The organism is Thalassobaculum sp. (assembly GCF_040219215.1).
In the GTDB taxonomy this organism is placed as follows: Bacteria; Pseudomonadota; Alphaproteobacteria; order Thalassobaculales; family Thalassobaculaceae; genus Thalassobaculum_A.
The window spans coordinates 161,058-184,217 of sequence record NZ_JAVJSX010000044.1 but is presented as its reverse complement, the minus strand read 5'-3'; the positions used below and the strand labels follow the sequence as shown (position 1 = coordinate 184,217).

Below are 23,160 nucleotides of genomic sequence, written 5' to 3'. Positions count from 1 at the left end.
TAGCCGATGAACCGCGGTTGCGGGCCGGCACTCCGTCGTCAAAGATGCCGCGAAACCTCAACCGCCCCCTGTGCCATGAACGACATCCCCTCTCCCGCCGCCGACCTCGCGGTCCCCTCGTTCGCGCAACTGCGTGTCACCGAAGCCGATCGTGCCCGGTTCGGGATCGAGCCGGGCTGGGCTTTCGGCCAGTCCAGGCTGGTCGAATGGCGCGACGTCGACGCGTTCCGGCACGCCAACCACACCAGCTTCCTGTTGTGGTTCGAGTCGGCGCGGAACCTGTACCTGGAAGCCGCAGGCCTGCCCCGCCATTCGGTCGACGCGCCGGGGCCGGTGATGATGAACCTGGAAACGCGCTACCTTCGGCCGCTGGCCTATCACGATCCGGTATTCGTCACCGCCCGGGTCAAGTCGATGCGCCGGACCTCGTTCGTGATGGAGTACGCCGCCTGGAGCGAAAACGGCTGCGCCTGCACCTGCGCGGCGGTCCTGGTGCTGATGATCAACGCCACCGGCGAAAAGGTGGCGATCCCAGATCCTGTCCGGTACGCGATCCGGGCGCTCGACGCGCCGGTGGAGGAATCCCGATGAGCAAGACCCACGCCAACCGCGTCGCCGTCGTCACCGGCGGCGGCTCCGGGATCGGCCGGGCGATCGCCCAAGCCTTGGCCGGGGCGGGTGCGGCCGTTGCGATCCTGGATGCCAACGGCAACGCCGCAGAGGATACCGCGGGGATGATCGCCGGTGCCGGCGGCAAGGCCATGGCGCTGACCTGCGACGTCGCGGTGTTCCAAGCGGTCGAGTCGGCCGGGCGGGAGATCGAGGCAGCACTCGGCCCGGTCGATATCCTGGTCAACAACGCAGGGATCTCGCCGAAGCACCAGGGGCAGCCGGCTTCGGTCCTGACCATGGATCCGGCGGAGTGGCAGCGGGTGCTGGGCGTGAACCTGACCGGCGCGTTCCACGGGGTGCGGGTGTTCGGCGCCGACATGGCGCGGCGCGGCTGGGGCTCGATTGTCAACCAGTCGTCGGTTGCGGCCAAGACCCATGTCGGATTCGTCGGCGCCCACTATCCGGCGACCAAGGCCGGGCTGGTCGGCTTCACCAAGCATCTGGCGGGCGAACTCGGCCCATCGGGCATCAACGTCAACGCCCTGGCGCCCGGGCGGATCGACACACCGCTGATGCGCGGCGTCGACCCGGCGGTGAACGAGGCGATCGTGCTCGACACCCCGATGCGCCGCCTCGGCACGCCCGGTGATGTGGCTGAATCCGCGCTGTTCCTGACCTCCGAGGCCGGCCATTTCGTCACCGGGCAGGTCATCGACGTGGCCGGTGGCTGGAAGCTGACCTGACCACGCGACGGCCGCCTTTCAGGCGAGCTCGCTACCATATTGAATTCAAGCGGAATCAGTTTCTCTCGCAACGGTCAAAGCTGTAACAATCCCCCGTCCATGGAAGGCGGGTTCGGGGCAGACATCGGCCACCGACCCGAACAGGAGGCTTCACAGATGACCAAGTTCACGTCCGCGTTCGCGGCGGGCATGCTTGCCGCGGTCGCCATGACCTCGACGGCAGCGCTCGCGGCCACGCCCAAAGACACGCTCGTGATCGCCACCAGCATCGACGACATCGTGTCGCTCGACCCGGCTGAGGCGTTCGAGTTTTCCGGCGGCGACCTGCTGCAGAACACCTACGACCATCTCGTCGAGTTCGACCCGAAGAACCTCAGCGCCGGCTACCAGCCGGGCCTGGCGACCTCGTGGACGGTCAGCGAGGACGGCAAGACCTTCACCCTGAAGATGCGCGAGGGCGTGAAGTTCCAGTCCGGCAATCCGTTCACGGCAGCCGACGCCGAGTTCACGCTGCGCCGTGCCGTCCTTCTGCAGAAGACCCCGTCGTTCATCCTGACGCAGTTCGGCTTCAACAAGGACAACGTCAACGAGACGATCAAGGCGACCGATGCCAGCACCCTGGTCATCGTCACCGACAAGAAGTATGCGCAGTCCTTCGTGCTGAACTGCCTGAGCGCCACCATCGGCTCGATCGTCGACAAGAAGACCGCTCTCGAGCACGAGAAGGACGGCGATTTCGGCTACGAGTGGCTGAAGACCAACACGGCCGGCACCGGCGCCTATTCGCTGAAGGCCTGGAAGCCGAACGAGTCCTATGTCCTTGAGGCCAACGAGAGCTACTGGCGCGCCAAGCCGGCGATGAAGCGGGTGTTCGTCCGCCACATCTCCGAGTCGGCCAGCCAGCGCCTGCTGCTGGAGAAGGGCGACATCGACGTTGCCCGCAACCTGAGCCCCGAGGACATCGCGGCGGTCTCCAGCAACGCCGACATCAAGGTCGCCGAGGATCTGCGCGGCCGCATCATGTACATGGCCCTGAACCAGAAGAAGGCACCGCTCAATGACCCCAAGGTCATCGAGGCCTTCAAGTGGGCGGTCGACTACAAGGGCATGACCGACACGATCCTGAAGGGTCAGTACACCGTCCATCAGGCCTTCCTGCCGCTGACCTACCTCGGCGAGCTGAAGGACAAGCCGTACAAGCTCGATATTGCGAAGGCCAAGGCGCTGCTGGCGGAAGCCGGCCATGCCAGCGACCTCGCGGTGAAGATCAACCACCGCAACGACCCGCAGACCATGGCGATCGCCCAGGCGATCCAGGGCACGCTGACCCAGGCGGGCGTCAAGGTCGAGTTGACCGCGATGACCGGCAAGCAGTCGCTGGGCGAGTACCGCGCACGTGAGCACGACATCTACCTCGGCGCCTGGGGCCCGGACTATCCGGATCCCCACACCAACGCCGATACCTTCGCGCACAACCCGAACAACACCGACGAAGCGAAGCTGACCGGGAAGCTGGCCTGGCGCAACGCCTGGGACATCCCGCAGATGTCGAAGGCGACCGAAGCCGCCGTTGAGGAGGCCGAGACCGCCAAGCGGGCCGAGATGTATCGCGCCATCCAGGCCGAGCACCAGAAGACCAGCCCGTTCGTGATGCTGTTCCAGAAGATCGAGCAGACCGGCGTCCGCAAGGGCGTGGAAGGTCTAGTGACCGGCAGCGCGATCTCGTCGGTCTACTACTGGACCGTGACGAAGTAACCAGAACCGATGAGCCTCACCGGTTCCACCTCGGGCGGGAGGAGAGCATGGCTCTCCTCCCGTTCCGGCGTTTTGAAGGGTGGCCGCCTGCTGATCTCGCTGGCGGTGACCTTGCTCGGCCTGTTGCTGATCACCTTCCTGATCGGTCGCGTCATGCCGATCGATCCCGTCCTGGCGGTGGTCGGCGAACGCGCAACCAAGGAGGTCTATGACGCGACCCGGGCGTCGATGGGCCTCGACGATCCGCTGATCGTTCAGTTCCTGAACTACATCGGCGAAGTCCTGACCGGCAACTTCGGGAACTCGCTGCTGACCTCGCGCCCGGTGATCGACGACATCGCTCGGGTGTTTCCCGCCACGCTGGAGTTGGCCTCGGTCGCGACCCTGTTTGGCGTGTTCATCGGTATTCCGGCCGGGGTGATCGCAGCGGTCAACGCCGGGCGTTGGCCCGACCACCTGGTCCGTCTGCTCGGCCTGTTCGGCTATTCGATGCCGGTGTTCTGGCTTGGCCTGATGGGCCTAATGATTTTCTACGGCAAGCTCGACTGGGTCGCGGGTCCCGGACGCCTCGACATCTTCTTCGACGACGTGGTGCCCCAGGTCACCGGCGTCATCCTGATCGACAGCCTGCTGGCCGGTAACACCGAGGTGTTCGCCAACGCGCTGTCGCACATCATCCTGCCGGCCTCCGTGCTCGGCTACTACTCGCTTGCCTACATCAGCCGGATGACCCGCAGCTTCATGCTGGAGCAGCTCGCCCAGGAATACGTGACGACCGCGCGCGTGAAGGGGTTGTCCGAGTGGATGGTGATCTGGCGCCACGCGCTGGGCAACGTCATGGTCCCGCTAATCACGGTGATCGCGCTCAGCTACGCCAACCTGCTCGAGGGGTCGGTGTTGACCGAAATCGTCTTCGCCTGGCCGGGCATCGGCTTCTACATCACGAACGCCCTGCTGTCGGCCGACATGAACGCCGTGCTGGGCGGAACCGTCATGGTCGGGATCGTGTTCGTCGGACTGAACCTGCTGTCCGACCTGCTGTACCGGGTCTTCGACCCACGCGCCCGTTGAGGAGGCCGGCATGACCGATCACGCCATCTCCCACGGACGCCGCAGCGCCCTGTTTGCCTGGCTGACCAGCGAGACGCCGAGCAGCCGGATGCAGGCCCGCTGCGTTCAGTGGTTCCTCGGCTGGCTCGGGCTGGCGCGCAACCCGCTCGCCATGCTCGGCCTAGCCATCGTCGTCACCCTCATCCTTGCCGCGATCTTCGCGCCGCTGCTGGCCCCGCACGATCCGCTGGCCCAAGATCTCGGGCGTCGGTTGCTGCCGCCCGGTACCGACGGCAACCTGCTCGGCACCGACGAACTCGGCCGCGATATCCTGAGCCGCCTACTCTATGGCGCCCGCATCACCCTGTACGTGGTCGCCCTGGTGGTGTTCACGGCGCCGGTTGCCGGGCTGATCGTCGGCACAGTGGCCGGCTATGCCGGCGGCTGGGTCGACGTCGTCCTGATGCGGATGACCGACGTGTTCCTGGCGTTCCCGCGCCTGGTGCTGGCGCTCGCCTTCGTGGCCGCTCTCGGACCGGGCATCGGCAACGCGGTGCTGGCGATCGCGCTCACCTCGTGGCCGCCCTACGCCCGTATTGCGCGGGCCGAAACCCTGACCATCCGCAACTCCGACTTCATCGCGGCCATCCGCCTGCAGGGTGCCTCGCCGCTGCGCATCGTGATCGGCCACGTCATGCCCTTGTGCGTATCGAGCGTGATCGTGCGGGTCACCCTGGACATGGCCGGTATCATCCTCACCGCAGCGGGCCTCGGCTTCCTCGGTCTCGGCGCGCAGCCGCCGCTGCCGGAATGGGGAGCCATGATCTCCACCGGCCGGCTGTTCATCCTCGACCAGTGGTGGGTTGCCGCCATGCCGGGCCTCGCGATCTTCATCGTCAGCCTCGGCTTCAACCTGCTGGGCGACGGCCTGCGCGACGCCCTCGACCCGAGGTCCGGCCGATGAGCACGCCGCTGCTGGAGGTCGAAGGCCTCAGCGTCCGATTTCCGACCCGCAACCGGGTGGTCGAGGCGGTGCGCAACATCAGCTTCTCGGTCGGCCGGGAGAAGGTCGGCATCGTCGGGGAATCCGGCTCGGGAAAGACCATGACCGGCCGCGCCGTGCTTGGGCTGATCCGGCCGCCGGGAATCGTCGAGGCGCGCAAGATGCACTTCGACGGCACCGACCTGCTGGCGCTGTCCGAGCGGGAGTACCGCTCGGTCCGCGGCAACAGGATCGCCATGGTGATGCAGGACCCGAAATTCTCACTGAATCCGGTGATGACGGTCGGCCGGCAGATCGCCGAGGCCTATCAGGTGCACACCGCCGCGTCGCGCTCGGAGGCCCGGCTGCGCACCCTGGACATGCTTAAGGCAGTTCGGATCCGCGACCCTGAACGGGTGTTCGGCGCCTACCCGCACGAAGTGTCAGGCGGCATGGGCCAGCGCATCATGATTGCCATGATGCTGATTCCGGATCCCGACCTGCTGATCGCCGACGAACCGACCTCGGCGCTCGACGTGACCGTGCAGATGCAGGTCCTGGCGATCGTCGACGACCTGGTCAGCCAGCGTGGCATGGGGCTGATGTTCGTGTCCCACGACCTCAACCTTGTGGCGTCGTTCTGCGACCGGGTGGTGATCATGTATGCCGGGCAGATTGTCGAGACCTGCAAGGCATCGGAACTGCACAAGGCGCAGCATCCCTACACCCGCGGGCTGCTTGCCTCGCTACCCCGGGTCGACCAGCCGATCCCGCGCCTGTCGACCCTGACACGCGACGAAGCCTGGAAGACGGAGCCCGGTGTCGATGCCCGCATCCTCTGACAACGCCTTGGTGATCGAGCATCTGGATGTCCGGTTCGGCAAGTACGAGGACGAAGTTCATGCGGTCCGCGACGTCTCCCTGACCGTCCGGCGTGGCGAGAGCTTCGGCCTCGTCGGCGAATCGGGTTCGGGCAAGTCGACGGTGCTGCGCGCCATCGCCGGGCTGGCCCGCAACTGGACCGGTCGCATTTCCGTCGACGGCAGCGACCTGGGACCAAAGCGCACCAAGGCGTTCTACGAAACCGTCCAGATGGTGTTCCAGGATCCCTACGGCTCCCTGCACCCGCGCCACACCGTCGACCGGACACTGAGCGAGCCGGGCCGGATCCATGAGGTCGCGAACATCGACCAGCGGGTCAACGAGATCCTGCGCGATGTTGGCCTCGGTCCCGAGTTCCGCTTCCGTTACCCGCATCAGCTGTCAGGCGGCCAGCGCCAGCGGGTGGCGATCGCCCGCGCGCTGATGCTGGAGCCGAAGATCCTGCTGCTGGACGAGCCGACCTCGGCGCTCGACGTGTCCGTTCAGGCCGAGATCCTGAACCTGCTGCAGCGCCTGAAGGCCGAGCACAAGCTGACCTACGTTCTGGTCAGCCACGACCTGTCGGTGATCGCCCACATGTGCGACCGGATGGCGGTGATGAACGCCGGCCGGGTGGTCGAGGAGATGACCGTCGACCAGCTCCGCCGCTCCGAGCCGTCGCATCCCTATACGCGCCAACTTCTGAAAGCCTCTCTCGGGTACGACAGGGCGGCGGTGGACGCGCTGGAGACGTTCAACTGAGTCCCGGTGGACAGCCCCCCTGTTCTGACGGCCGCGCACCGGGATATCCCGCCGGGACACATGCGGACAGCATCCGTCCCGGTCCATTGGTGGCGCCGCGTCAACAAATTTCTTTACCGCCATCTCATATGCCAGCCGGTTGACTCCGTGGCGTTTTGCCACGGACACTGCCCGCGCCATCGTTCCAGAGCCGGGGCCACCGGCCGGCATCATCATTCAGGAGGAAGCGTCATGACGTTCACGACATCCGTGCGTCGCGCCGCATGGGGTATGCTGGGGGTCGCGGCTGCTGCGCTGCCACTCACCGCTGCCCAGGCGGCCGACCCGATCCGCATCGGCGTGATCTACGACTTCACCGGCCCGTTCGCCGCCGGCGGATCACAGGCCGCCGCCATCGGTACCCAGATCGCCATCGACATGATCAACGAGAAGGGCGGCGTCGAGGGCCACAAGATCGAGGCGATCACCGCCGACGCCCAGTCTAAGGCCGAGGTCGCGATCAACGAGACCAGCCGCCTGCTCGACCAGGAGAAGGTCGACCTGATCATGGGCGTCTACTCGTCGGCGCACTGCGTCCCGATGGCGCAGAAGATCGACGCGCAGAAGAAGTTCATGTGGGCGAACGTCTGCACGGCCTCCGCGGTGTTCAAGGGCAAGAACCTGAGCTACGTGTTCCGCGGTCAGGTCCACACCGACCAGTTCGGCTGGGCCTCCTGCACCTTCCTGAACGAGAACGCCGAGAAGAAGCTCGGTATCAAGCCGGCCGACCTCAAGGTCGCGATCATCCATGAGGACGGCCCATATGGTGCCGGCGTGGCTGCCGGCAATGACGAGACCTGCAAGAAGAACGGCATGACGGTGGTCCTCAAGGAGGGCTATGCCGCGACGGCTCCCGACCTGTCCAGCCTTGTCACCAAGCTGCGTCGGGCCCGGCCGGACGTGATCCTGCATACCGGCTACAATCCGGACATCACGCTGTTCCTGCGCCAGGCGAAGGAGCAAGGCCTGAAGTGGGCGGCTCTGATCGGTCATGGCGCCGGCTACGGCCAGATCGACAAACTGAAGGACACCTTCGGCAAGGATGCCGACTACATCTACAACGTCGACCCGGTCGCGGCACAGTTGCTCGACCCGAAGACCCTGGCTCCCGGTCTCGGCGATCTGACCGCTGAAATGATCAAGCGCTATAAAGCCCAGACGAACGCTGCCCAGGTGCCGCCACACACCTCCATGGGCTTCAACCAATCCTGGGTGTTCTTCACCGACGTGCTGCCGCGCGCCATCAAGACCTACGGCGGCTATGACCCCGAAGCGCTGCGCAAGGCGGCACTCGACACCGACATCCCGGTCGGCGGCACGATCCAGGGCTACGGCGTGAAATTCAACCCGCCGGGCGACGAGATGGCCGGCCAGAACGCCCGGTCGTCGCCGGTCGTCATGCAGTACGTGAACGGCGAGACCAAGATCGTCTGGCCGACCGCAATCAAGACGATGGATCCGGTGCTGCCGTTGCCGAGCGGGCATTCCTACGCTCGCTGACATCCACGACTTGATCCGTTTGTTCTGACGTCGACGCGGGGACCGGCGATGGGAAGCATGTTGCAGGTGCGTGACCTGACGAAGCGGTTTGGCGGCTTTACCGCCGTCGACCGCATCGGCTTCGATCTGGACGAGGGCGAGATCCTCGGCCTGATCGGGCCGAACGGTTCGGGGAAAAGCACCACCTTCAACCTCATCGCCGGCGCCCTGACGCCGTCGGGCGGTTCGATCGTATTGGATGGCCGGGAGATCGGCGGGAAATCCCCGACCGAGGTCTGTCACATGGGCATCGCCCGGACCTACCAGATCCCCCGGCCGTTCCGCAAACTGACGGTCCTGGAGAACGTCGCGGTGGCGGCGTACTACGGAGCCAACAGCCTGATATCGCGCTCCGAAGCCTGGCGCCGCGCCGAGGAAGCGCTGGCCCTCACCCGCCTGCCGAACGACCCAGGCGTACGGGTCGACGGGCTGGGTGCCGCCGGCCTGAAGAAGCTGGAACTGGCCCGGGCGCTGGCCACGCAGCCGCGCCTGCTGCTGGCCGACGAGAGCCTGGGTGGCCTCGACGAGCAAGAGATGGACCAGGCGGCCGACATGCTGAGCGACATTCGTCGCGAGAAGGGCATCACCATCATCTGGGTCGAGCACATCATGGGCGTGCTGATGCGGGTGGTGGACCGGTGCGTCGTTCTCGACCACGGCGAAGTGATCGCCAGCGGCCTGCCGCATGACGTCGCCCACGACCCGAAGGTGGTCGAGGTGTATCTCGGCAGCGACGCCGAGACCATTCAGACCCAGGTCGCCGGCCGCCGCGCCGGTTCCCCGACCGGCCCGGAGGCCGCCGTATGCTGACCCTTGAGAATGTGTCGGCCGGCTATGGGACCTTCCAGGCCCTGTTCGGCGTCAGCCTCGAAGTGCGCGCCGGTGAAGCGGTTGCGGTGATCGGCCCGAACGGCGCCGGCAAGACCTCGCTGCTGCGGGTGATCTCCAAGGTCATTGCCATGACCGGCGGTCATATCGCCATGGAAGGCCGTTCGGTCGACGAGGTGCCGAGCCACCAGATCATCGAACTTGGCATCGCGCATGTCCCGGAGCACCGACGGCTGTTCCCCCGACTGACGGTCGAAGAGAACCTGCGCATGGGTGCCTTCGTCGCCAGCGCGCGCAGTCACTACGACGAGCGCCTCGATTTCGTCTACGAGCTGTTCCCCCGCATGAAGGAGCGCTGCCACCAGCTGGCCGGCACCCTGTCGGGCGGCGAACAGCAGATGTGCGCAATCGGACGCGGCCTGATGTCGGGTCCGAAACTGCTGCTGCTCGACGAGCCATCCGCCGGCTTGGCGCCGGTGATCGTGCAGCAGGTCTTCGACCTGGTGCGGAGGATCCGCGAGGAGGGCTACACCGTGCTGATCGTCGAGCAGAACATCCAGCAGGTCCTGAAGGTGGTCGACCGCGCGTACCTGCTCGAAGTCGGCCGCATCAAGATGAGCGGACCTGCTGCTGATCTCCTGGCGAACGACGAAGTCCGTCGCGCCTATATCGGCCTGTAAAGGGAGGGTCTGTCATGGAATTCTCGCTGACCGATCCATTCCTCTGGGAAACGGTGATCCAGGGCCTGCTGTTCGGCGGGGTCCTGGCGCTGCTGTCGCTCGGGCTGAACATCATCTTCGGCGTGATCGACGTGGTGTGGATTTGCTACGCCGAGTTGATCATGCTCGGCATGTACACGATCTTCTTCATGTACACCGAGTACGGCGTGCCGCTGCCTCTGGCGTTCGCCGCCGGCGTGGTGGTGGTCGCCATCCTTGGCGCCATCCTTCACCACCTGGTCATCAGGCCGATCCTGCATACCGAGCCGATCAACCAGTTGCTGGTCACCGGCGGTGTGCTGTTCTTCCTGCAGGGTCTGGCGACCATGATGTTCTCCGTCGAGTTCCGGAATCTCGGCGTGTCGTTCGGCAGCTTCGAGGCCGGCAACATGTTCTTCCCGGTCTCGCGGATCATCGCGTTCGCCGTCTCGCTGGTCGCGGTGCTCGGGCTGTGGCTGTTCCTGAAGAAGACCTACCTCGGTACCGCCATCCGGGCGATCAGCCAGGACCGGGACGTGATGCCGCTCATGGGCGTCAGCCCGCGCAAGATCTATCTGGTGACCTCCGCCCTTGGCGGCGGGCTCGCCGGGCTTGGCGCATGCCTGCTGGTGCTGCTGTACGACATCCATCCGGCGATCGGCCTGACCTTCGGGCCGATCACCTTCATGGTCTGCGTGCTGGGCGGGCTCGGCAACATGATCGGCGGGTTCATCGCCGCCTTCATCTTCGCCGAGTTCATCGCGCTGGGTGGCTTCTACGCCGAGGTCGAGTGGGGCTACGTGCTGGCCTTCGTGTTCTTCATCGTCATGATGTTCATCCGCCCCCAGGGCATCCTCGGATCGCGGAATTGAGGGAGATCGACTGATGGGCTCCTCGAGCTTCCTCACTGGAACCAACGCCTTCAAGGGCATCCTGCTGGCCGCCCTGCTGACCCTGCCGCTGCTGGGCTTCAGCGACTATGTGCTGCACATCGCCATCTCGATCCTGCTGTGGGCGTTCATCTACACCAGTTGGTCGGTCATGGGTCGGTTCGGGCTGGTCTCGCTTGGGCACGGCGCGTTTCTCGGCGTCGGCGCCTACGGCACCACCATGCTGTGGAACCATTTCGGGCTGACCCCTTGGGTCGGCATTCCGATCTCGATTCTGCTGTCGGCGGTTCTGGGCCTGCTGATCGGCCTGCCCTGCTTCCGCTTCAAGATCACCGGCCACTATTTCGCGCTGGTGACGCTGGCATTGACCGAGGTGGCCCGGCTTCTCATTGTCGCCCTGCGCGATCACACCGGTGGTTCGCTCGGCGTAACCCCGGCCGGCATGGTGTCGCCGGAGAATCCGGTGTCGTTCTACGCTTTGCAGTTCGCCTCCAAGTCGGTGTGGTTCTACATCATTGTCGGCGTCTGGCTGGTCGGGCTGCTGATCTGGCGGGCGGTCGACCGGTCGATGCTGCGCTACGCCATGGAGGCGATCAGCCAGGAGGAGGACGCCTCCGCCTCCGTCGGCATCAACGTCACCCGGACCAAGCTGACGGTCACCGTCATCTCGGCGGCGATGACCGCCTTCGGTGGCGCCGTCTATGGCCAATACCAGCAGTACATCAACCCCGAGACCGTGTCGGGCATCGCGATCTCACTGCAGATCGTCTTTGCGGTGATCGCCGGTGGCATGTTCGTGCAGCTCGGCCCGACGGTCGGCGCGGTCATCACGATCCTGCTTGGCGAAGGCCTGCGCCTCGGGTTCGGCAACGAGTTCCATGGCCTCGACGTGACGATCTACGGGTTGATGCTGATCCTTTTCATCATCTACATGCCCCGTGGCGTGCTCGGCAAAGCCATCGAATCCTTCACCGCGCGCGTCACCCCGCCACGCGTTCAACCTGGCGAATAACCGGGCAGCTTTCTGTCGCTGCCCGGATCCATCCGGCAACGCGGGGCCACCAAGTCACGGCGAAAAGGACCGGTTCGGTCTTTTCCGGCCGTTCCGGTTGCGGAACCGCTTCGGCTACCCAAGCTTTCCTTCATAGCGCAACACCGTGGGAGGAAGGTCATGTCCGTCTTCACCGCTCCGGATTTCGCGGACCACGAGCAGGTTGTATTCGCATCCGATCCAGCGTCTGGACTGCGCGCCATCATCGCGGTTCACGACACCACACGGGGACCCGCCCTCGGCGGATGCCGTATGTGGCAGTACCCGCACGAGAATGACGCCATTGCCGATGCGCTGCGGCTGTCACGAGGCATGACGTACAAGTCTGCGCTTGCCGATCTACCCTTCGGCGGCGGCAAGGCGGTCATTCTCGGCGACCCATCGCGCGATAAGACCGATGCCCTGTGGGAGGCGTTCGGATGCGCGATTGAGAGCCTTGGTGGCGCCTATGTCACTGCCGAGGATGTCGGCACGTCGGTGGCCGATCTGGAAGTCGTACGGCACACGACCGCTCATGTGGCGGGTATCGCCGAAGGCGGCGCGGGCGATCCCTCACCGGCCACCGCCTTAGGGGTGTTCGTCGGGATCAAAGCTGCACTGCGGCATCGTCTCGGCGTGTCGGACGTCAACGGCCTGCGGGTGGCCATCCAGGGTCTCGGCCACGTCGGGATCGGGCTCGCCGGCCTTCTCGCCGAAGCCGGCGCGAAACTGATCGTCGCCGATATCGATCCGGTGCGCGTCGCCTCGGCGGTCCGGGAGTTCGACGCCAGATCAGCCGACCCTGCGAACATCCATGCTGAGGAAGCGGAGGTCTTTTCGCCGTGCGCTCTGGGCGCCACCCTGAACGACGCGACGATCCCGGAGCTGCGCGCACCGGTGGTGGCCGGTTCCGCCAACAACCAACTCGCCGAAGCCCGCCATGGCGACGCACTTTTCGATCGGGGCATCCTCTATGCGCCGGACTACGCCATCAACGCGGGCGGCATCATCCATGTCGCCTACGAGTCGACTCGAACTGGCCGACCCTACGATCGGCAGGCCGCCTTCGCCCATGTCGGTCGCATTCACGACACGCTGACCGAGATCTTCGAGTTGTCGGATCGCGATCGAATTCCAACATCTTTGGCCGCTGATCGTCGGGCAGAAGCACGCTTACGGGCAGCATAGGTTGCCTTATTTGCGCTGAATCAATGCCCAATCCCGCACACCCCGATACAGCGTTGGAACACATGCAAAGCTGGGGAGTGAATGATGTGCGGTACTCATTGTCTTTCACAAATGACATTGCCCGCCGACGGTCAGGTGACCGCAGCACCCCTACGACGTGTTGGTCGAGCGATCCGGGAGTTTTTTGCACCGGAAGCCGGAAAGCCGAACGCGCCTTGCCACATGGGCATGAAGTTGCGCCCCGCCAAGGGATCGAACTTGGAGGTCGAGATCGCAGACGGCACCATCACTATCAAAGGGGCCATCATAACGATCTTCGACCCAGACGGCCTGCAGATATCCAAATCCCGAAAGGTCTACTACTGATCGGAGCTATTGCAGCGGCACCTCGTTGAAACTGCGCAGCTTGCGCGACTGCAGTTGCTCCGGCGGCAAGGCGCGCAGCAGTTCCATGGTCCGGAAGCCGATATCGAGATGCTGGGCGACCTGCCGGCGATAGAAGTCGTCGGCCATTCCCGGCAGCTTGAGTTCGCCGTGAAGCGGCTTGTCCGACACGCACAGCAGCGTTCCGTAGGGCACCCGGAATCGGAAACCGTTGGCGGCCACCGTCGCACTCTCCATGTCGAGCGCGATGGCCCGCGACAGGGACAGGGCGCGGTCCGGCTCATGCTGCTCGCGCAGTTCCCAGTTCCGGTTGTCGGTCGACGCCACGGTGCCGGTGCGCATGATCCGCTTGACCCCGACCGCGTCCAGGCCGGTGACGTCGGCTACCGCCTTCTCCAGCGCCTGCTGAACCTCGGCGAGAGCCGGGATCGGGACCCAAACCGGCAGGTCGTCGTCCAGCACGTGGTCGTCGCGGTGATAGGCATGGGCCAGGACGTAATCGCCAAGCCGCTGGGTGTTCCGCAAACCGGCACAATGTCCAAGCATGATCCAGGCGTTCGGGCGCAGCACCGCCACATGATCGGTGATGGTCTTGGCGTTGGAGGGCCCGACCCCGATGTTGATCATCGTCACGCCCTGGTGGCCCTCGCGGACCAGGTGATAGGCCGGCATCTGCGGTGATCTTTGGGCAGGCACGCCGATCGCGGTGCCATCCTTGCGCAGGATCCGGCCTCCCGGCTCAACGAACGCCGTGTACCCGCTGCCGGGATCGCGGACCAGCGCCTCGGCGCGCTGCACGAAGCCGTCGACATAGACCTGATAGTTGGTGAACAGCACGAAATTCTGGAAGTACTCCGGTGCAGTCCCGCAATAGTGCCGCAGCCGGTGCAGCGAGTAGTCGACGCGTGGCGCGGTGAACAGGCCAAGCGGCAGCGGATCGCCCGGGTTGGACCTGATGTCGCCGTTGACGATCCGGTCGTCCATCAGCGCCAGTGCCGGCATATCGAAATGCCGCTTCAGCCGGGTCATCGCCGCCGCATCGAAGCCGTCGCCCACGTTCATCCCGTCGGGAAACGCGAACGGCAGCGGGATCGGCGTTTCCGACAACCCGACCTCGATCGGCTGGGCATGGTTCTCGATGATCTGGGCGAACTGCTTGGACAGGTGCCCTCGAAACAGGTCGATCCGGGTAAAGCTGCCTTCGTAGACCCCCGGCTGATCGGCGAAGCCGAACGTGGCCGCCGGAATCGGCGCGTGGTCCTCGTCAACCACCAGGCGCGCCATCGGATAGACCGCCCGGACCCGTCCTTGCAGTTCTCCGGCCCTGAACGCCTGAAAGCCGGCTTGCAGGAACTCGATCTGCGTTCGGTACAGCCGGTCGAGCGCGGCCACCACGGACTCCGCGTCATCGCACAGCAACGGTGGATCGAGAGGGGCGCGGGAGACGGATGACGCATCCATGATTCGGGCAACCATTCCGGTCAACGGGTGCGAATCTTACCACGGACGCGCCGCAACCGGCCATGAACCCGACGTCGACGGGGCCGAGGAATTTGACCCTTGATGCCGATCGCTCCGGCGGCAACACTCCCGACCGGTGGTGCCGCCGGAGCGATCGCGACGACGGCATAATAGGGAACACGGTGAAGCGTACCCATCAGGGAGCGAATCCGTGGCTGCCCCCGCAACTGTGAGCGCTGAGCGTCATCCACACGGCCACTGGCACTGCTGGGAAGGCTGGATGAGACGCTGTGACGCGCGAGCCAGGAGACCTGCCACCACCCTGAAACCTGAGACGGTCGTCGGGTGGACGACCGGGGAGAATGTTCCATGATGACACGACATCTGTGGGCGGCTGCCGTGACGGCGCTCGCTCCAACTTTCCTCGCCATCTCGGCGAATCCGGCGTTCGCTCACCACCCGATGGGTGGCGCAACGCCACAAACCGTTGCGACCGGCCTGCTCTCCGGACTCGGCCATCCCATCATCGGGATCGATCATCTGGCTTTCGTGATCGCTGTCGGGCTCGCCGCCGCATTCACCAGCAGACGCTTCCTGACACCATTGGCCTTCATCGCAGCCACAATCGCCGGCTGTTTGGTTCAAGTTGCCGGAACGGCGTTGCCGATCGCAGAAACGGTCATCGCCGCCTCGATCGTCGCGCTCGGTACGCTGGTGTTGTCAGGTCGTGCGAGGGGTAGCTTCATTCTGATCGGCCTGTTCGCGGTTGCCGGCCTGTTCCATGGCTGGGCGTACGGGGAAAGCATCGTGGGTGCCGAACCCGCGCCACTTCTGGCCTATCTGGCCGGGTTTGCCGCGGTTCAGTACGCGCTGGCATTGGCCGCGGGCTACGTGACTCTAAGGATCTGGAACTCAGCCGGTCCGGCGGCAATCCAACCCCGACTCGCCGGTGCGCTGATCGCCGGAATCGGCGTCGCATTCCTGATCGAAAACCTCGAGGCACTGATTCTGGCCTAATCAGAACCCGACACGGCGCCGCCCCCGACCGGGTGGCGCCGTCTCTCATTCGAGCAGGCAGAAGGGGCGGCCAGCGGCCGTTCACCGCAGAACTCCACGGCACCCGGACATCTGCGAGACCTGCTGTGTTCCGGCTCCCGGGTCCGTTAACGGACCGTCAACCTTGATCTTTCATGATACGGGGAGTCTGATAGCGGACTTTTGTTCGAACAGTTCCATTCCGGAACGGAGAACCCCGTCTTGCTCTACTCCCTGTACGAGACCCAGCGGGCCCTGATGGCGCCGGTCCGGCTGTTCACCCAGACGACCATGGCGATGAATGGCCACCCGCTGGCACCGTTGTCCTACGTTGCCTTCGGTCGGGCCCTCGAAGCCGGAGTCGAGGTGCTGGACAGCGTGATCAAGTACCGCGGCAAGCCCGACTGGGAGATCGACACCGCCCAGACCCCCGATGGACCGGTCGCCGTGTCATTCGACTCGGTTCTGTCGACGCCATTCTGCGATCTGGTCCATGTCCGGCGCGATACCACGCGCCAGGATCCGAAGGTGCTGTTGATCGCCCCGGTCTCCGGTCACTACGCAACGCTGCTGCGCGGAACAGTACAAGCCCTGATCGCCGATCACGACGTGTACATCACGGACTGGACCGACGCGCGTGGCATTCCGCTGAGCCAGGGGTTCTTCCACCTCGACGACTACATGACTTTGCTGATGGACTTCATGCGTCATCTGGCGCCCGATCTCCACGTCATCGCGGTTTGTCAGCCGGCGCCGATCACGCTTGCGGCGGTCGCCCTGCTCGCTGACCAGGACGACCCGGCGCAACCCGCGTCGATGACCTTGATGGGCGGCCCGATCGATCCGGACGGCGCCCCGACGGTGGTTACCCAACTCGCCGATGCCCGCGACATGAGTTGGTTCGAGACCCGGTGCATCACCACGGTGCCGGCTTACTATCCAGGCGCGCATCGCCGGGTCTATCCGGGCTTTCTGCAGATCGGCGCATTCATCGCGATGAACCCCGACCGGCATGTGACGGCTCACATGGAGATGTTCCGACATCTGGTGGAAGGTGACGGAGAATCGGCCGAAGGCAAGCAGCGGTTCTACAACGAATATCTGTCGGTAATGGACGTCCCGGCCGAGTACTACCTTGAGACTGTCCAGCGGGTGTTCAAGGAACGCCAACTGCCACTCGGCACGATGGAGTGGTGTGGGATGCCGGTGCGGCCGGAAGCAATCCGGAAAACCGCCCTGCTTACCGTGGAAGGTGAACTCGACGACATCTCCGCCCCCGGTCAGACACTCGGCGCGCATCGTTTGACGCCGAACATTCCCGATGCCCGCCGCCGTGACCATCTGGAGAAAGCGGTCGGCCACTACGGCATCTTCAATGGCCGCAAGTGGCGCGAGAACATCGCGCCCGTCATCGGCCGCTTCATTCGGGATGTCTCCTGACCGGATACCCAATCGCCGCCGTCAACGGCGGGCCGTGGCCGGGGCGACTGGCGCTCGGCCCCGTCCCGATCGGTGAGGGCGACCCGTCGGCGATCGCCGCGTGGGGAGCGGACAAAGTCATAGGCCTCACCAAGCCGGACGAACCAGCAAGCCTCGGCATGCCGGATCTGGCCGGTCATCTTGCTACGGCCGGATTGGCGTGGCGCAACGCTCCGATCGACGATTTCGCCGCGCCGGACGATCGCTTCAACCAGGCGTGGCCGGCCTTGCGGGACTGCCTGCTCGGTCGACTCAACGGCGGGGGAAAAGTACTGGTGCATTGCCGGGCCGGCCGCGGGCGCAGCGGTACGATCGTCGCCGCCCTGCTGATCGCCGGCGGTCTTGCGCCGGACGACGCGATCGGCGCTGTCCGATCGGCCCGCCCGGGCGCCATCGAGACCGCCGATCAGGAAGCCTGGTTGCGGCAGATCTCGGTCAGCGGGTAACGCTGGCAGCGCTTCGAGCGGGACCGCCGCCGTCACCGATGGCGGCCCCGGTCGAGGTGCTTACTTCACAGCCGCGATAATGCCGATCTCTACAGTGAACTTCGGCGACGCCAGCTTCGGCGACTCCACGCAGGCGCGGGCCGGGGTGTTGCCCGGCGAAACCCAGGCGTCCCACACACCGTTCATCTCGGCGAAGTCGTCCATCGAGTTCAGCCAGATGGTGGCGGACAGCGCCTGGGACTTGTCGCTGCCGGCTTCTGCCAGCAGGGCGTCGATGCGCGCCAGGATGTTCTTGGTCTGCTCGGCGACGCTGGCGCCCGGAGCGTCCTGGGCAACCTGGCCGGCGAGATAGACGGTACCGCCATGGACCACGGCCTGGCTCATCCGGGCCGCCGTCTGGAAGCGTTTGATGGTCATGAGAAGATATCCCTGTTGCATTGGGGGTTCGATGCGTTGCGCGAGAGCGCAGCGCGGGTATCTTAGCCCGGTCGAAACCAGCCGAGCGAGCCCCGATGGACTTCAATCTTGCCCCCGACATCGAGGCCTACCGGGTCGCGGTCCGTGCCTTCGTTGCCGAACACATCATTCCGATCGAGGCCGACCGCAGCGCCTATGACGAGCACGACAACATCCGCCTCGATCGCTTGGCGGAATTGCGCGCCAAGGTGAAGGCAGCAGGCTTGTGGGCGCCGCAGATGCCCAAGGAACTCGGCGGCCTAGGCTTCGATCAGGTCGGCATCGCGCCGGCCTATGAGGAGATGAACCGTTCCATCTTCGGCCCGGTGTGCTTCAACTGCGCTGCGCCCGATGACGGCAACATGTACATCCTGAACCGGATCGGCACACCGGACCAAAAGCAGCGTTGGCTGCAGCCAATCGTCGACGGCAGCGTTCGCTCGGCCTTCGTGATGACCGAGCCGTCGCCGGGGTCGGGCTCCGACCCGAGCATGATGCTGACCCGCGCCGAGCCGGTCGGGAACGCCCGCTGGCGGGTGAACGGCCGCAAGTGGTTCATCACCGGCGCCGAGGAGGCGACCCATTTCATCCTGATGGCCAAGACCTCTGACGATTCCCGTAAAGGGTTGACTGCGTTCATGTTCCACAAGGACCAGCCGGGCTGGCGGATCGTCCGGAGGATCCCGATCATGGGACCCGAGGAACACGGCGGTCACTGCGAGATCGAGTTCGACAACCTGGAGATCGACGACCGCGATCGGCTGATGGAGGTCGGCGACGGCCTGAAGCTCACCCAGATCAGGCTCGGAACCGCCCGTCTCACCCACTGCATGCGCTGGCTGGGGCTGGCCAAGCGGTCCATGGAGATTGCCATCGAATACGCCGAACGCCGCGAGGGATTCGGCGTTCGGCTGTCTGACCGCGAGACCATCCAGACAATGCTCGGAGACCTCGCCTACAAGATCGAGATCGGCCGGCTGCTGACCATGAAGGCCGCCTGGAAGCTCGCAGCCGGCGACTTCGCCCGCAAGGAAGTGTCGATGGCGAAGATCCACGTCGCCGACACCCTGCACGAAGCGGTCGACACCGCGATCCAGATCAACGGCGCACGCGGCTACTCCAAGGACACGCCGCTGGAGTGGATCTATCGCTATGCGCGTCAGGCCCGGCTGGTCGACGGCGCGTCCGAGGTACACAAGATGGTGCTTTCGCGGTTCTACCAGCAGGAGCGCAACGATTTCTGGTCCTGGGGTGTCTGAGCATGACGCCGGAAAATGTTCAGGCACTCGGTCGTTGGGTTGCCTCCGTGCTGAAAGCATCGGAGGTACGCCTGGGCGAGCCCGCCAAGATGTCTGGCGGTGCGATACAGGAGAACTGGACGTTCGACGCCTTGGTCATCGACGGGCCGCATGCAGGGAGCCTCGGCCTGGTGCTGCGCACCGACGCTCCGTCTGGGGTTTCCCTGAGCCGGACCCGGGCCGAGGAGCACGCCTTGCTGAGCGTCGCTTTTTCGGCCGGCGTGACGGTTCCCGAACCGTTGGCCGTGGATCCGGACGGAAGCGTGATCGGCAAGCCCAGCTACCTGATGCGGCGTGCCCCCGGCACCGCCAATCCCCGCACTCTGGCCCGTGACCCAGCACTCGATCCGTATCGGCCGGCGATCACCGAGCGGCTCGGACGCGAACTGGCGCGGATCCACGCCATTCAGCCGCCACGGGCCGAACTGAAGTTTCTCGGCGCCGACCTGAGCCCACCTGCCGGTCGCCGCATCATGGAGTTCCTCGAACAGCTTGATGCCTTGCCTCACCCCTACCCGGTTCTGGAGTGGGCGATCCGGTGGCTGCAGCGGAACGCGCCAGAGCGGCCGGCGTCGGTCCTCGGGCACGGCGACTTTCGCTGCGGCAATCTGATGGTCGATCCGACGGAGGGACCACAGGTGACAGCCGTGCTCGATTGGGAGTTCGCCGGCTGGTCGGATCCGCTTGAGGACATCGGCTGGCTGTGCGCGCGATGCTGGCGCTTCGGGTCCGATGCTCGGACTGTCGGCGGCATCGGCGAGCTAGAGGACTTCCGACGCGGCTACGAGGCGGGAGCGGGACCGACACTTGACTGGGCCGAACTCCCGTACTGGGAGGTGCTCGCTACCGTCCGCTGGGCCATCATTGCCCTGCACCAGGGTGAACGCCACCTGTCCGGACGCGAGTTCTCGATGGAACTCGCCCTGACGGCCCGAAAGGTGGCTGAGATGGAGTACGACCTCCTCGCCCAGATACGAACCATCGAGGAGGCCATCTGATGCTCGACCGTCCGGATCGTCTCGACCTGCTGAAGGCCGCCGAAGCGACGCTCAACGCCGAAGTTCTGCCGACGTTGGACGGAACGACCAAGTACGCCGCCCTGATGGTCGCCAGCGCCATCGCCATGGCACGGCGCGAGATCGAAGCCGGCCACGAACCCGCCCGACGGGTCCTGGATGCCTTCGCCGAGTTCTACGGTCAGGATAATGTGCATCGCGCGGGCAGCGACGCCGTTCAGCGCGCGCAGAGCCTGATGGGAGATCTGGCCCGGGAACTCCGCGACGGGGACTACGACGATGCCCTGCTCGGTCCGGTCTACGAAGTGCTCCGCGTTCTCGTCGAGGAGCGCCTCAAGCAATCCAATCCCCGTTTCCTGGAAGCGCGCGAGTACAGCCAGCCCAGCCGCTGCTGAGCCGGCCGAGGTGTCGGAAAGATGGGGGTCACAGATCCTGCGGATTAACCGGTTTCGCCGATCGCCGTGTCGATCTGCACCGTGTCCGTGTCCGGCGCCATCATCCGGAACGCCGGGAAGTGGATCGTCACCGCCGTGCCTTCACCCAGGCGGCTGCTGAGTGTCAACCTGCCCTGATGGCACTCCATGAGCGTCTTGCTCAGCGACAAGCCGAGCCCCGTTCCTTGATACTTGCGGGCAAATGCGTGCTCGACCTGTGCGAATGGGGTCACCACCCGCTCGAGGTCCGCCTCGTCAATTCCGATGCCCGTGTCAGTGATCGTGATTTCCAGGCCCTCCCGGATCCTGACATCGATCGAAATGACCCCGCCTGAGTCCGTAAACTTGACCGCGTTCGATAGCAGGTTGATCAGGATCTGGCGCACCCGTATCGGATCGCATCGCAGCTTGGGAGCCGGCATCGGTAATGCTTGCCGCTCCAGCTTGATGCACTTGGCGTGTATCGACGGCGAGATGATTCGCAAGGCATCTTCAAGGAGCCCATCGATGGAAACCGTCGACTCCTGGAGCTCGAGCTTTCCAAACTCGATCCGGGTCGTGTCCAGAATGTCCCCGATGATCTCGATCAGGTGATTGGCGCTGTAGTGGATGTCCTTGGCGTAATCTTCATATCGGGCATCACCGAGCTTGCCGAAAAGTCGGTTCACCATGATGTCCGAGAACCCGATGATCGCGTTCAGCGGGGTTCGAAGCTCGTGGCTCATGTTGGCGAGGAATTCGGACTTGAACCGGTTGGCGGTCTCGAGCTCGGACTTCGATTCCTGAAGATCAGACACTGTTTGATGCAACCGGACGTTAGCATCCTGGAGCTGGATGGTTCGGTCATCGACCAGACGTTCCAACTGTTCGCGATAGACCGTCAGTTCCCGGTGCTGGGTCTCGATCTGCTCGAGCATGTGGTTGAAGCCGGTGATCAAGTCGCCGAGTTCGTCGTTGGTGTCGCGTTCAGCCCGGTGGGAATAGGCCTTCTCCGAGCTGACCTGATGCATCACGCCGGCCAGGTGCGTGATCGGGCGGATCAACGCCCTTTGAAGGGTCGTGGACAGAGCGAACGCGATCAGCGTGGAGAAGACGACGATCGCGCCAGCGATCAGAATAAGCGCGTTCCGCTCGTTGCGCAGGACATCCAGCGAAACGAGAAGTTCGACCGCACCAAGCCTCTCTCCGTCCAGCAGGATTGGCCATTTGACCAGCAGGTGGTTCTCGCCGAACTGCGCTCCCAGGCTGCCGATCGTCGCAACCGGCCCGGTATCCGGCAGCATCTGTCCAAACTGTGCGAACACGTCGCCGGACGCCATGACCACGCGCGCGCCGATCACATCGGTCTTGACCCGCAGCGCCGTAAGCGTCTGGGCTGCAGCGGCCGGATCGTTGAACACCAGCGCCGCGCTGCTGTTCTCGGCCAGGACCTGGGCAAGCGCAGTCATCTCTCGAACAAGGTTCGAGCGTGTCGCCGAGTTGGCATAGATCAGAAAACTGACCGTCGCGAACGCCGTCACGACCATGCCCACCAGCATGGTGACGGCCACGAACTTGGCGCGAAGCGACAGATTTGAGAACCAGTTGGGCATTATTGCGTCACCGGCCCGACAATCTCCGCAAGTTGCAGAAACTTCGAACTCAACTTCAACCCGGTTTTAAGAGCAGCCTCCAGGTTCACCTGAAACCGCAATCGATTGCTGTCCTCGACCAAGCCGATGTGTCCGCCGAGAACGGCGAATCCCGGCATGTCGGAGACTACAAGGACTCCATTCAAGGTCGCCGCGACCAGCAGCGCTCTTAACGACGGCTCGGACTGAAAGGCGCTGGCGAACAAAATATGACAGGTGCCAATCGCCGCGCCGGGATCCACTGTCTCAATCCGAACCAGCCGATCGCCGACCTGCTTCTGCTCCAAGGCGCGCAACGCTTCAGGGTCAAGATCGCCGCGTTGCACGCAAAACCGCATTGGCTCCGACGGTGACCGAAACCGGTCCGGCGGCCAGGTCGTGAACTTGGCGAAGTTATAGACGAACGCCACCTTGATCGCCGCCGTCTTGAAATCGTCGGTCGAACGACTGTGGGCCGTTGCGCTGCCAAAGCCGACCAGCAATACCAAGCACATCACGGCAATGCCGTGGCAGGTCCGCAGCAGCGTACCGGCCATCGATCTG

General features: G+C 64.7%; 24 protein-coding genes and 1 riboswitch. Of the genes, 20 read left to right on the top strand and 4 right to left on the bottom strand.

Going from position 1 to position 23,160, the window contains the following annotated elements:
• Window positions 1–75 precede the first annotated feature (75 nt).
• The 14 genes from RIC54_RS26085 to RIC54_RS26020 all read left to right on the top strand — a co-directional run bounded on the left by RIC54_RS26085 (window position 76) and on the right by RIC54_RS26020 (window position 13,343).
• Window positions 76–591 (top strand): acyl-CoA thioesterase, encoded by a 516-nt coding sequence (locus RIC54_RS26085; RefSeq protein WP_350094169.1) that lies wholly within the window; start codon window positions 76–78, stop codon window positions 589–591.
• On the top strand, window positions 588–1,355 hold the full coding sequence (locus RIC54_RS26080) for an SDR family NAD(P)-dependent oxidoreductase (RefSeq protein WP_350094166.1): 768 nt from the start codon (window positions 588–590) through the stop codon (window positions 1,353–1,355). The genes RIC54_RS26085 and RIC54_RS26080 overlap by 4 nt, the downstream gene beginning before the upstream one ends.
• A 156-nt stretch (window positions 1,356–1,511) precedes the next feature.
• Window positions 1,512–3,110, top strand: coding sequence for an ABC transporter substrate-binding protein (locus RIC54_RS26075; RefSeq protein ID WP_350094163.1), 1,599 nt, complete (start codon window positions 1,512–1,514; stop codon window positions 3,108–3,110).
• Window positions 3,111–3,119: 9 nt separating this feature from the next.
• A complete protein-coding gene (locus RIC54_RS26070) occupies window positions 3,120–4,181 on the top strand; it encodes an ABC transporter permease (RefSeq protein WP_350094160.1) in 1,062 nt (353 codons plus the stop codon).
• A 10-nt stretch (window positions 4,182–4,191) separates the two neighbouring features.
• Entirely contained in the window at window positions 4,192–5,124 is a 933-nt protein-coding gene (locus tag RIC54_RS26065) for an ABC transporter permease (protein ID WP_350094157.1), read from the top strand.
• Window positions 5,121–5,984, top strand: coding sequence for an ABC transporter ATP-binding protein (locus RIC54_RS26060; protein ID WP_350094154.1), 864 nt, complete (start codon window positions 5,121–5,123; stop codon window positions 5,982–5,984). Before RIC54_RS26065 ends, RIC54_RS26060 begins: the two co-directional genes overlap by 4 nt.
• Complete coding sequence (locus RIC54_RS26055) at window positions 5,968–6,765, top strand: ABC transporter ATP-binding protein (RefSeq protein ID WP_350094151.1); 798 nt, start codon at window positions 5,968–5,970, stop codon at window positions 6,763–6,765. The genes RIC54_RS26060 and RIC54_RS26055 overlap by 17 nt, the downstream gene beginning before the upstream one ends.
• A 231-nt stretch (window positions 6,766–6,996) precedes the next feature.
• Window positions 6,997–8,304 carry an ABC transporter substrate-binding protein gene (locus tag RIC54_RS26050; RefSeq protein ID WP_350094148.1) on the top strand — a complete coding sequence of 436 codons (1,308 nt, stop codon included), beginning with the start codon at window positions 6,997–6,999 and terminating at the stop codon, window positions 8,302–8,304.
• 48 nt (window positions 8,305–8,352) lie between these two features.
• Window positions 8,353–9,153 carry an ABC transporter ATP-binding protein gene (locus RIC54_RS26045; RefSeq protein ID WP_350151588.1) on the top strand — a complete coding sequence of 267 codons (801 nt, stop codon included), beginning with the start codon at window positions 8,353–8,355 and terminating at the stop codon, window positions 9,151–9,153.
• Entirely contained in the window at window positions 9,147–9,851 is a 705-nt protein-coding gene (locus tag RIC54_RS26040; protein ID WP_350151586.1) for an ABC transporter ATP-binding protein, read from the top strand. The genes RIC54_RS26045 and RIC54_RS26040 overlap by 7 nt, the downstream gene beginning before the upstream one ends.
• Before the next feature lie 14 nt (window positions 9,852–9,865).
• Window positions 9,866–10,741 carry a branched-chain amino acid ABC transporter permease gene (locus RIC54_RS26035; protein WP_350094139.1) on the top strand — a complete coding sequence of 292 codons (876 nt, stop codon included), beginning with the start codon at window positions 9,866–9,868 and terminating at the stop codon, window positions 10,739–10,741.
• A 13-nt stretch (window positions 10,742–10,754) separates the two neighbouring features.
• Window positions 10,755–11,771, top strand: coding sequence for a branched-chain amino acid ABC transporter permease (locus RIC54_RS26030; protein ID WP_350094136.1), 1,017 nt, complete (start codon window positions 10,755–10,757; stop codon window positions 11,769–11,771).
• Between the two features lie 159 nt (window positions 11,772–11,930).
• The gene (locus RIC54_RS26025; RefSeq protein WP_350094133.1) at window positions 11,931–12,977 is read left to right on the top strand and encodes a Leu/Phe/Val dehydrogenase; all 1,047 of its coding nucleotides are present in this window, start codon (window positions 11,931–11,933) and stop codon (window positions 12,975–12,977) included.
• Window positions 12,978–13,061: 84 nt separating this feature from the next.
• Complete coding sequence (locus RIC54_RS26020) at window positions 13,062–13,343, top strand: hypothetical protein (RefSeq protein ID WP_350094129.1); 282 nt, start codon at window positions 13,062–13,064, stop codon at window positions 13,341–13,343.
• Window positions 13,344–13,349: 6 nt separating this feature from the next.
• On the opposite strand, the gene RIC54_RS26015 is transcribed toward RIC54_RS26020, so the two are convergent.
• A complete protein-coding gene (locus RIC54_RS26015; RefSeq protein WP_350094126.1) occupies window positions 13,350–14,822 on the bottom strand; it encodes an AMP nucleosidase in 1,473 nt (490 codons plus the stop codon).
• 120 nt (window positions 14,823–14,942) lie between these two features.
• Window positions 14,943–15,155: riboswitch (cobalamin riboswitch) on the top strand.
• A gap of 36 nt (window positions 15,156–15,191) precedes the next feature.
• Between RIC54_RS26015 and RIC54_RS26010 the strand changes: the two genes are divergently transcribed.
• The 3 genes from RIC54_RS26010 (at window position 15,192) to RIC54_RS27090 (ending at window position 17,782) form a co-directional block, all read left to right on the top strand.
• On the top strand, window positions 15,192–15,839 hold the full coding sequence (locus RIC54_RS26010; protein WP_350094123.1) for a HupE/UreJ family protein: 648 nt from the start codon (window positions 15,192–15,194) through the stop codon (window positions 15,837–15,839).
• 240 nt (window positions 15,840–16,079) lie between these two features.
• Window positions 16,080–17,297, top strand: coding sequence for a polyhydroxyalkanoate depolymerase (locus RIC54_RS26005; RefSeq protein WP_350094120.1), 1,218 nt, complete (start codon window positions 16,080–16,082; stop codon window positions 17,295–17,297).
• Window positions 17,243–17,782, top strand: coding sequence for a protein-tyrosine phosphatase family protein (locus RIC54_RS27090; protein ID WP_502989689.1), 540 nt, complete (start codon window positions 17,243–17,245; stop codon window positions 17,780–17,782). Before RIC54_RS26005 ends, RIC54_RS27090 begins: the two co-directional genes overlap by 55 nt.
• Window positions 17,783–17,842: 60 nt before the next feature.
• On the opposite strand, the gene RIC54_RS25995 is transcribed toward RIC54_RS27090, so the two are convergent.
• A complete protein-coding gene (locus RIC54_RS25995; protein WP_007669733.1) occupies window positions 17,843–18,199 on the bottom strand; it encodes a RidA family protein in 357 nt (118 codons plus the stop codon).
• Window positions 18,200–18,294: 95 nt separating this feature from the next.
• On the opposite strand from RIC54_RS25995, the gene RIC54_RS25990 reads away from it, so the two are divergent.
• Genes RIC54_RS25990 through RIC54_RS25980 form a run of 3 tightly spaced genes read left to right on the top strand, consistent with a single transcriptional unit; the run spans window position 18,295 to window position 20,947 of the window.
• Window positions 18,295–19,497, top strand: coding sequence for an acyl-CoA dehydrogenase family protein (locus RIC54_RS25990; protein ID WP_350094113.1), 1,203 nt, complete (start codon window positions 18,295–18,297; stop codon window positions 19,495–19,497).
• 47 nt (window positions 19,498–19,544) lie between these two features.
• Window positions 19,545–20,534 carry a phosphotransferase family protein gene (locus RIC54_RS25985; RefSeq protein WP_350094110.1) on the top strand — a complete coding sequence of 330 codons (990 nt, stop codon included), beginning with the start codon at window positions 19,545–19,547 and terminating at the stop codon, window positions 20,532–20,534.
• Window positions 20,534–20,947: a DUF6285 domain-containing protein gene (locus RIC54_RS25980; RefSeq protein WP_350094107.1), complete on the top strand. Its 414-nt coding sequence runs from the start codon at window positions 20,534–20,536 to the stop codon at window positions 20,945–20,947. The genes RIC54_RS25985 and RIC54_RS25980 overlap by 1 nt, the downstream gene beginning before the upstream one ends.
• Window positions 20,948–20,991: 44 nt before the next feature.
• Here the strand turns inward: RIC54_RS25980 and RIC54_RS25975 are convergent, their stop codons facing one another.
• Window positions 20,992–22,578: an ATP-binding protein gene (locus RIC54_RS25975; RefSeq protein WP_350094104.1), complete on the bottom strand. Its 1,587-nt coding sequence runs from the start codon at window positions 22,576–22,578 to the stop codon at window positions 20,992–20,994.
• On the bottom strand, window positions 22,578–23,153 hold the full coding sequence (locus RIC54_RS25970; protein ID WP_350094101.1) for a YfiR family protein: 576 nt from the start codon (window positions 23,151–23,153) through the stop codon (window positions 22,578–22,580). Before RIC54_RS25970 ends, RIC54_RS25975 begins: the two co-directional genes overlap by 1 nt.
• Window positions 23,154–23,160 lie beyond the last annotated feature (7 nt).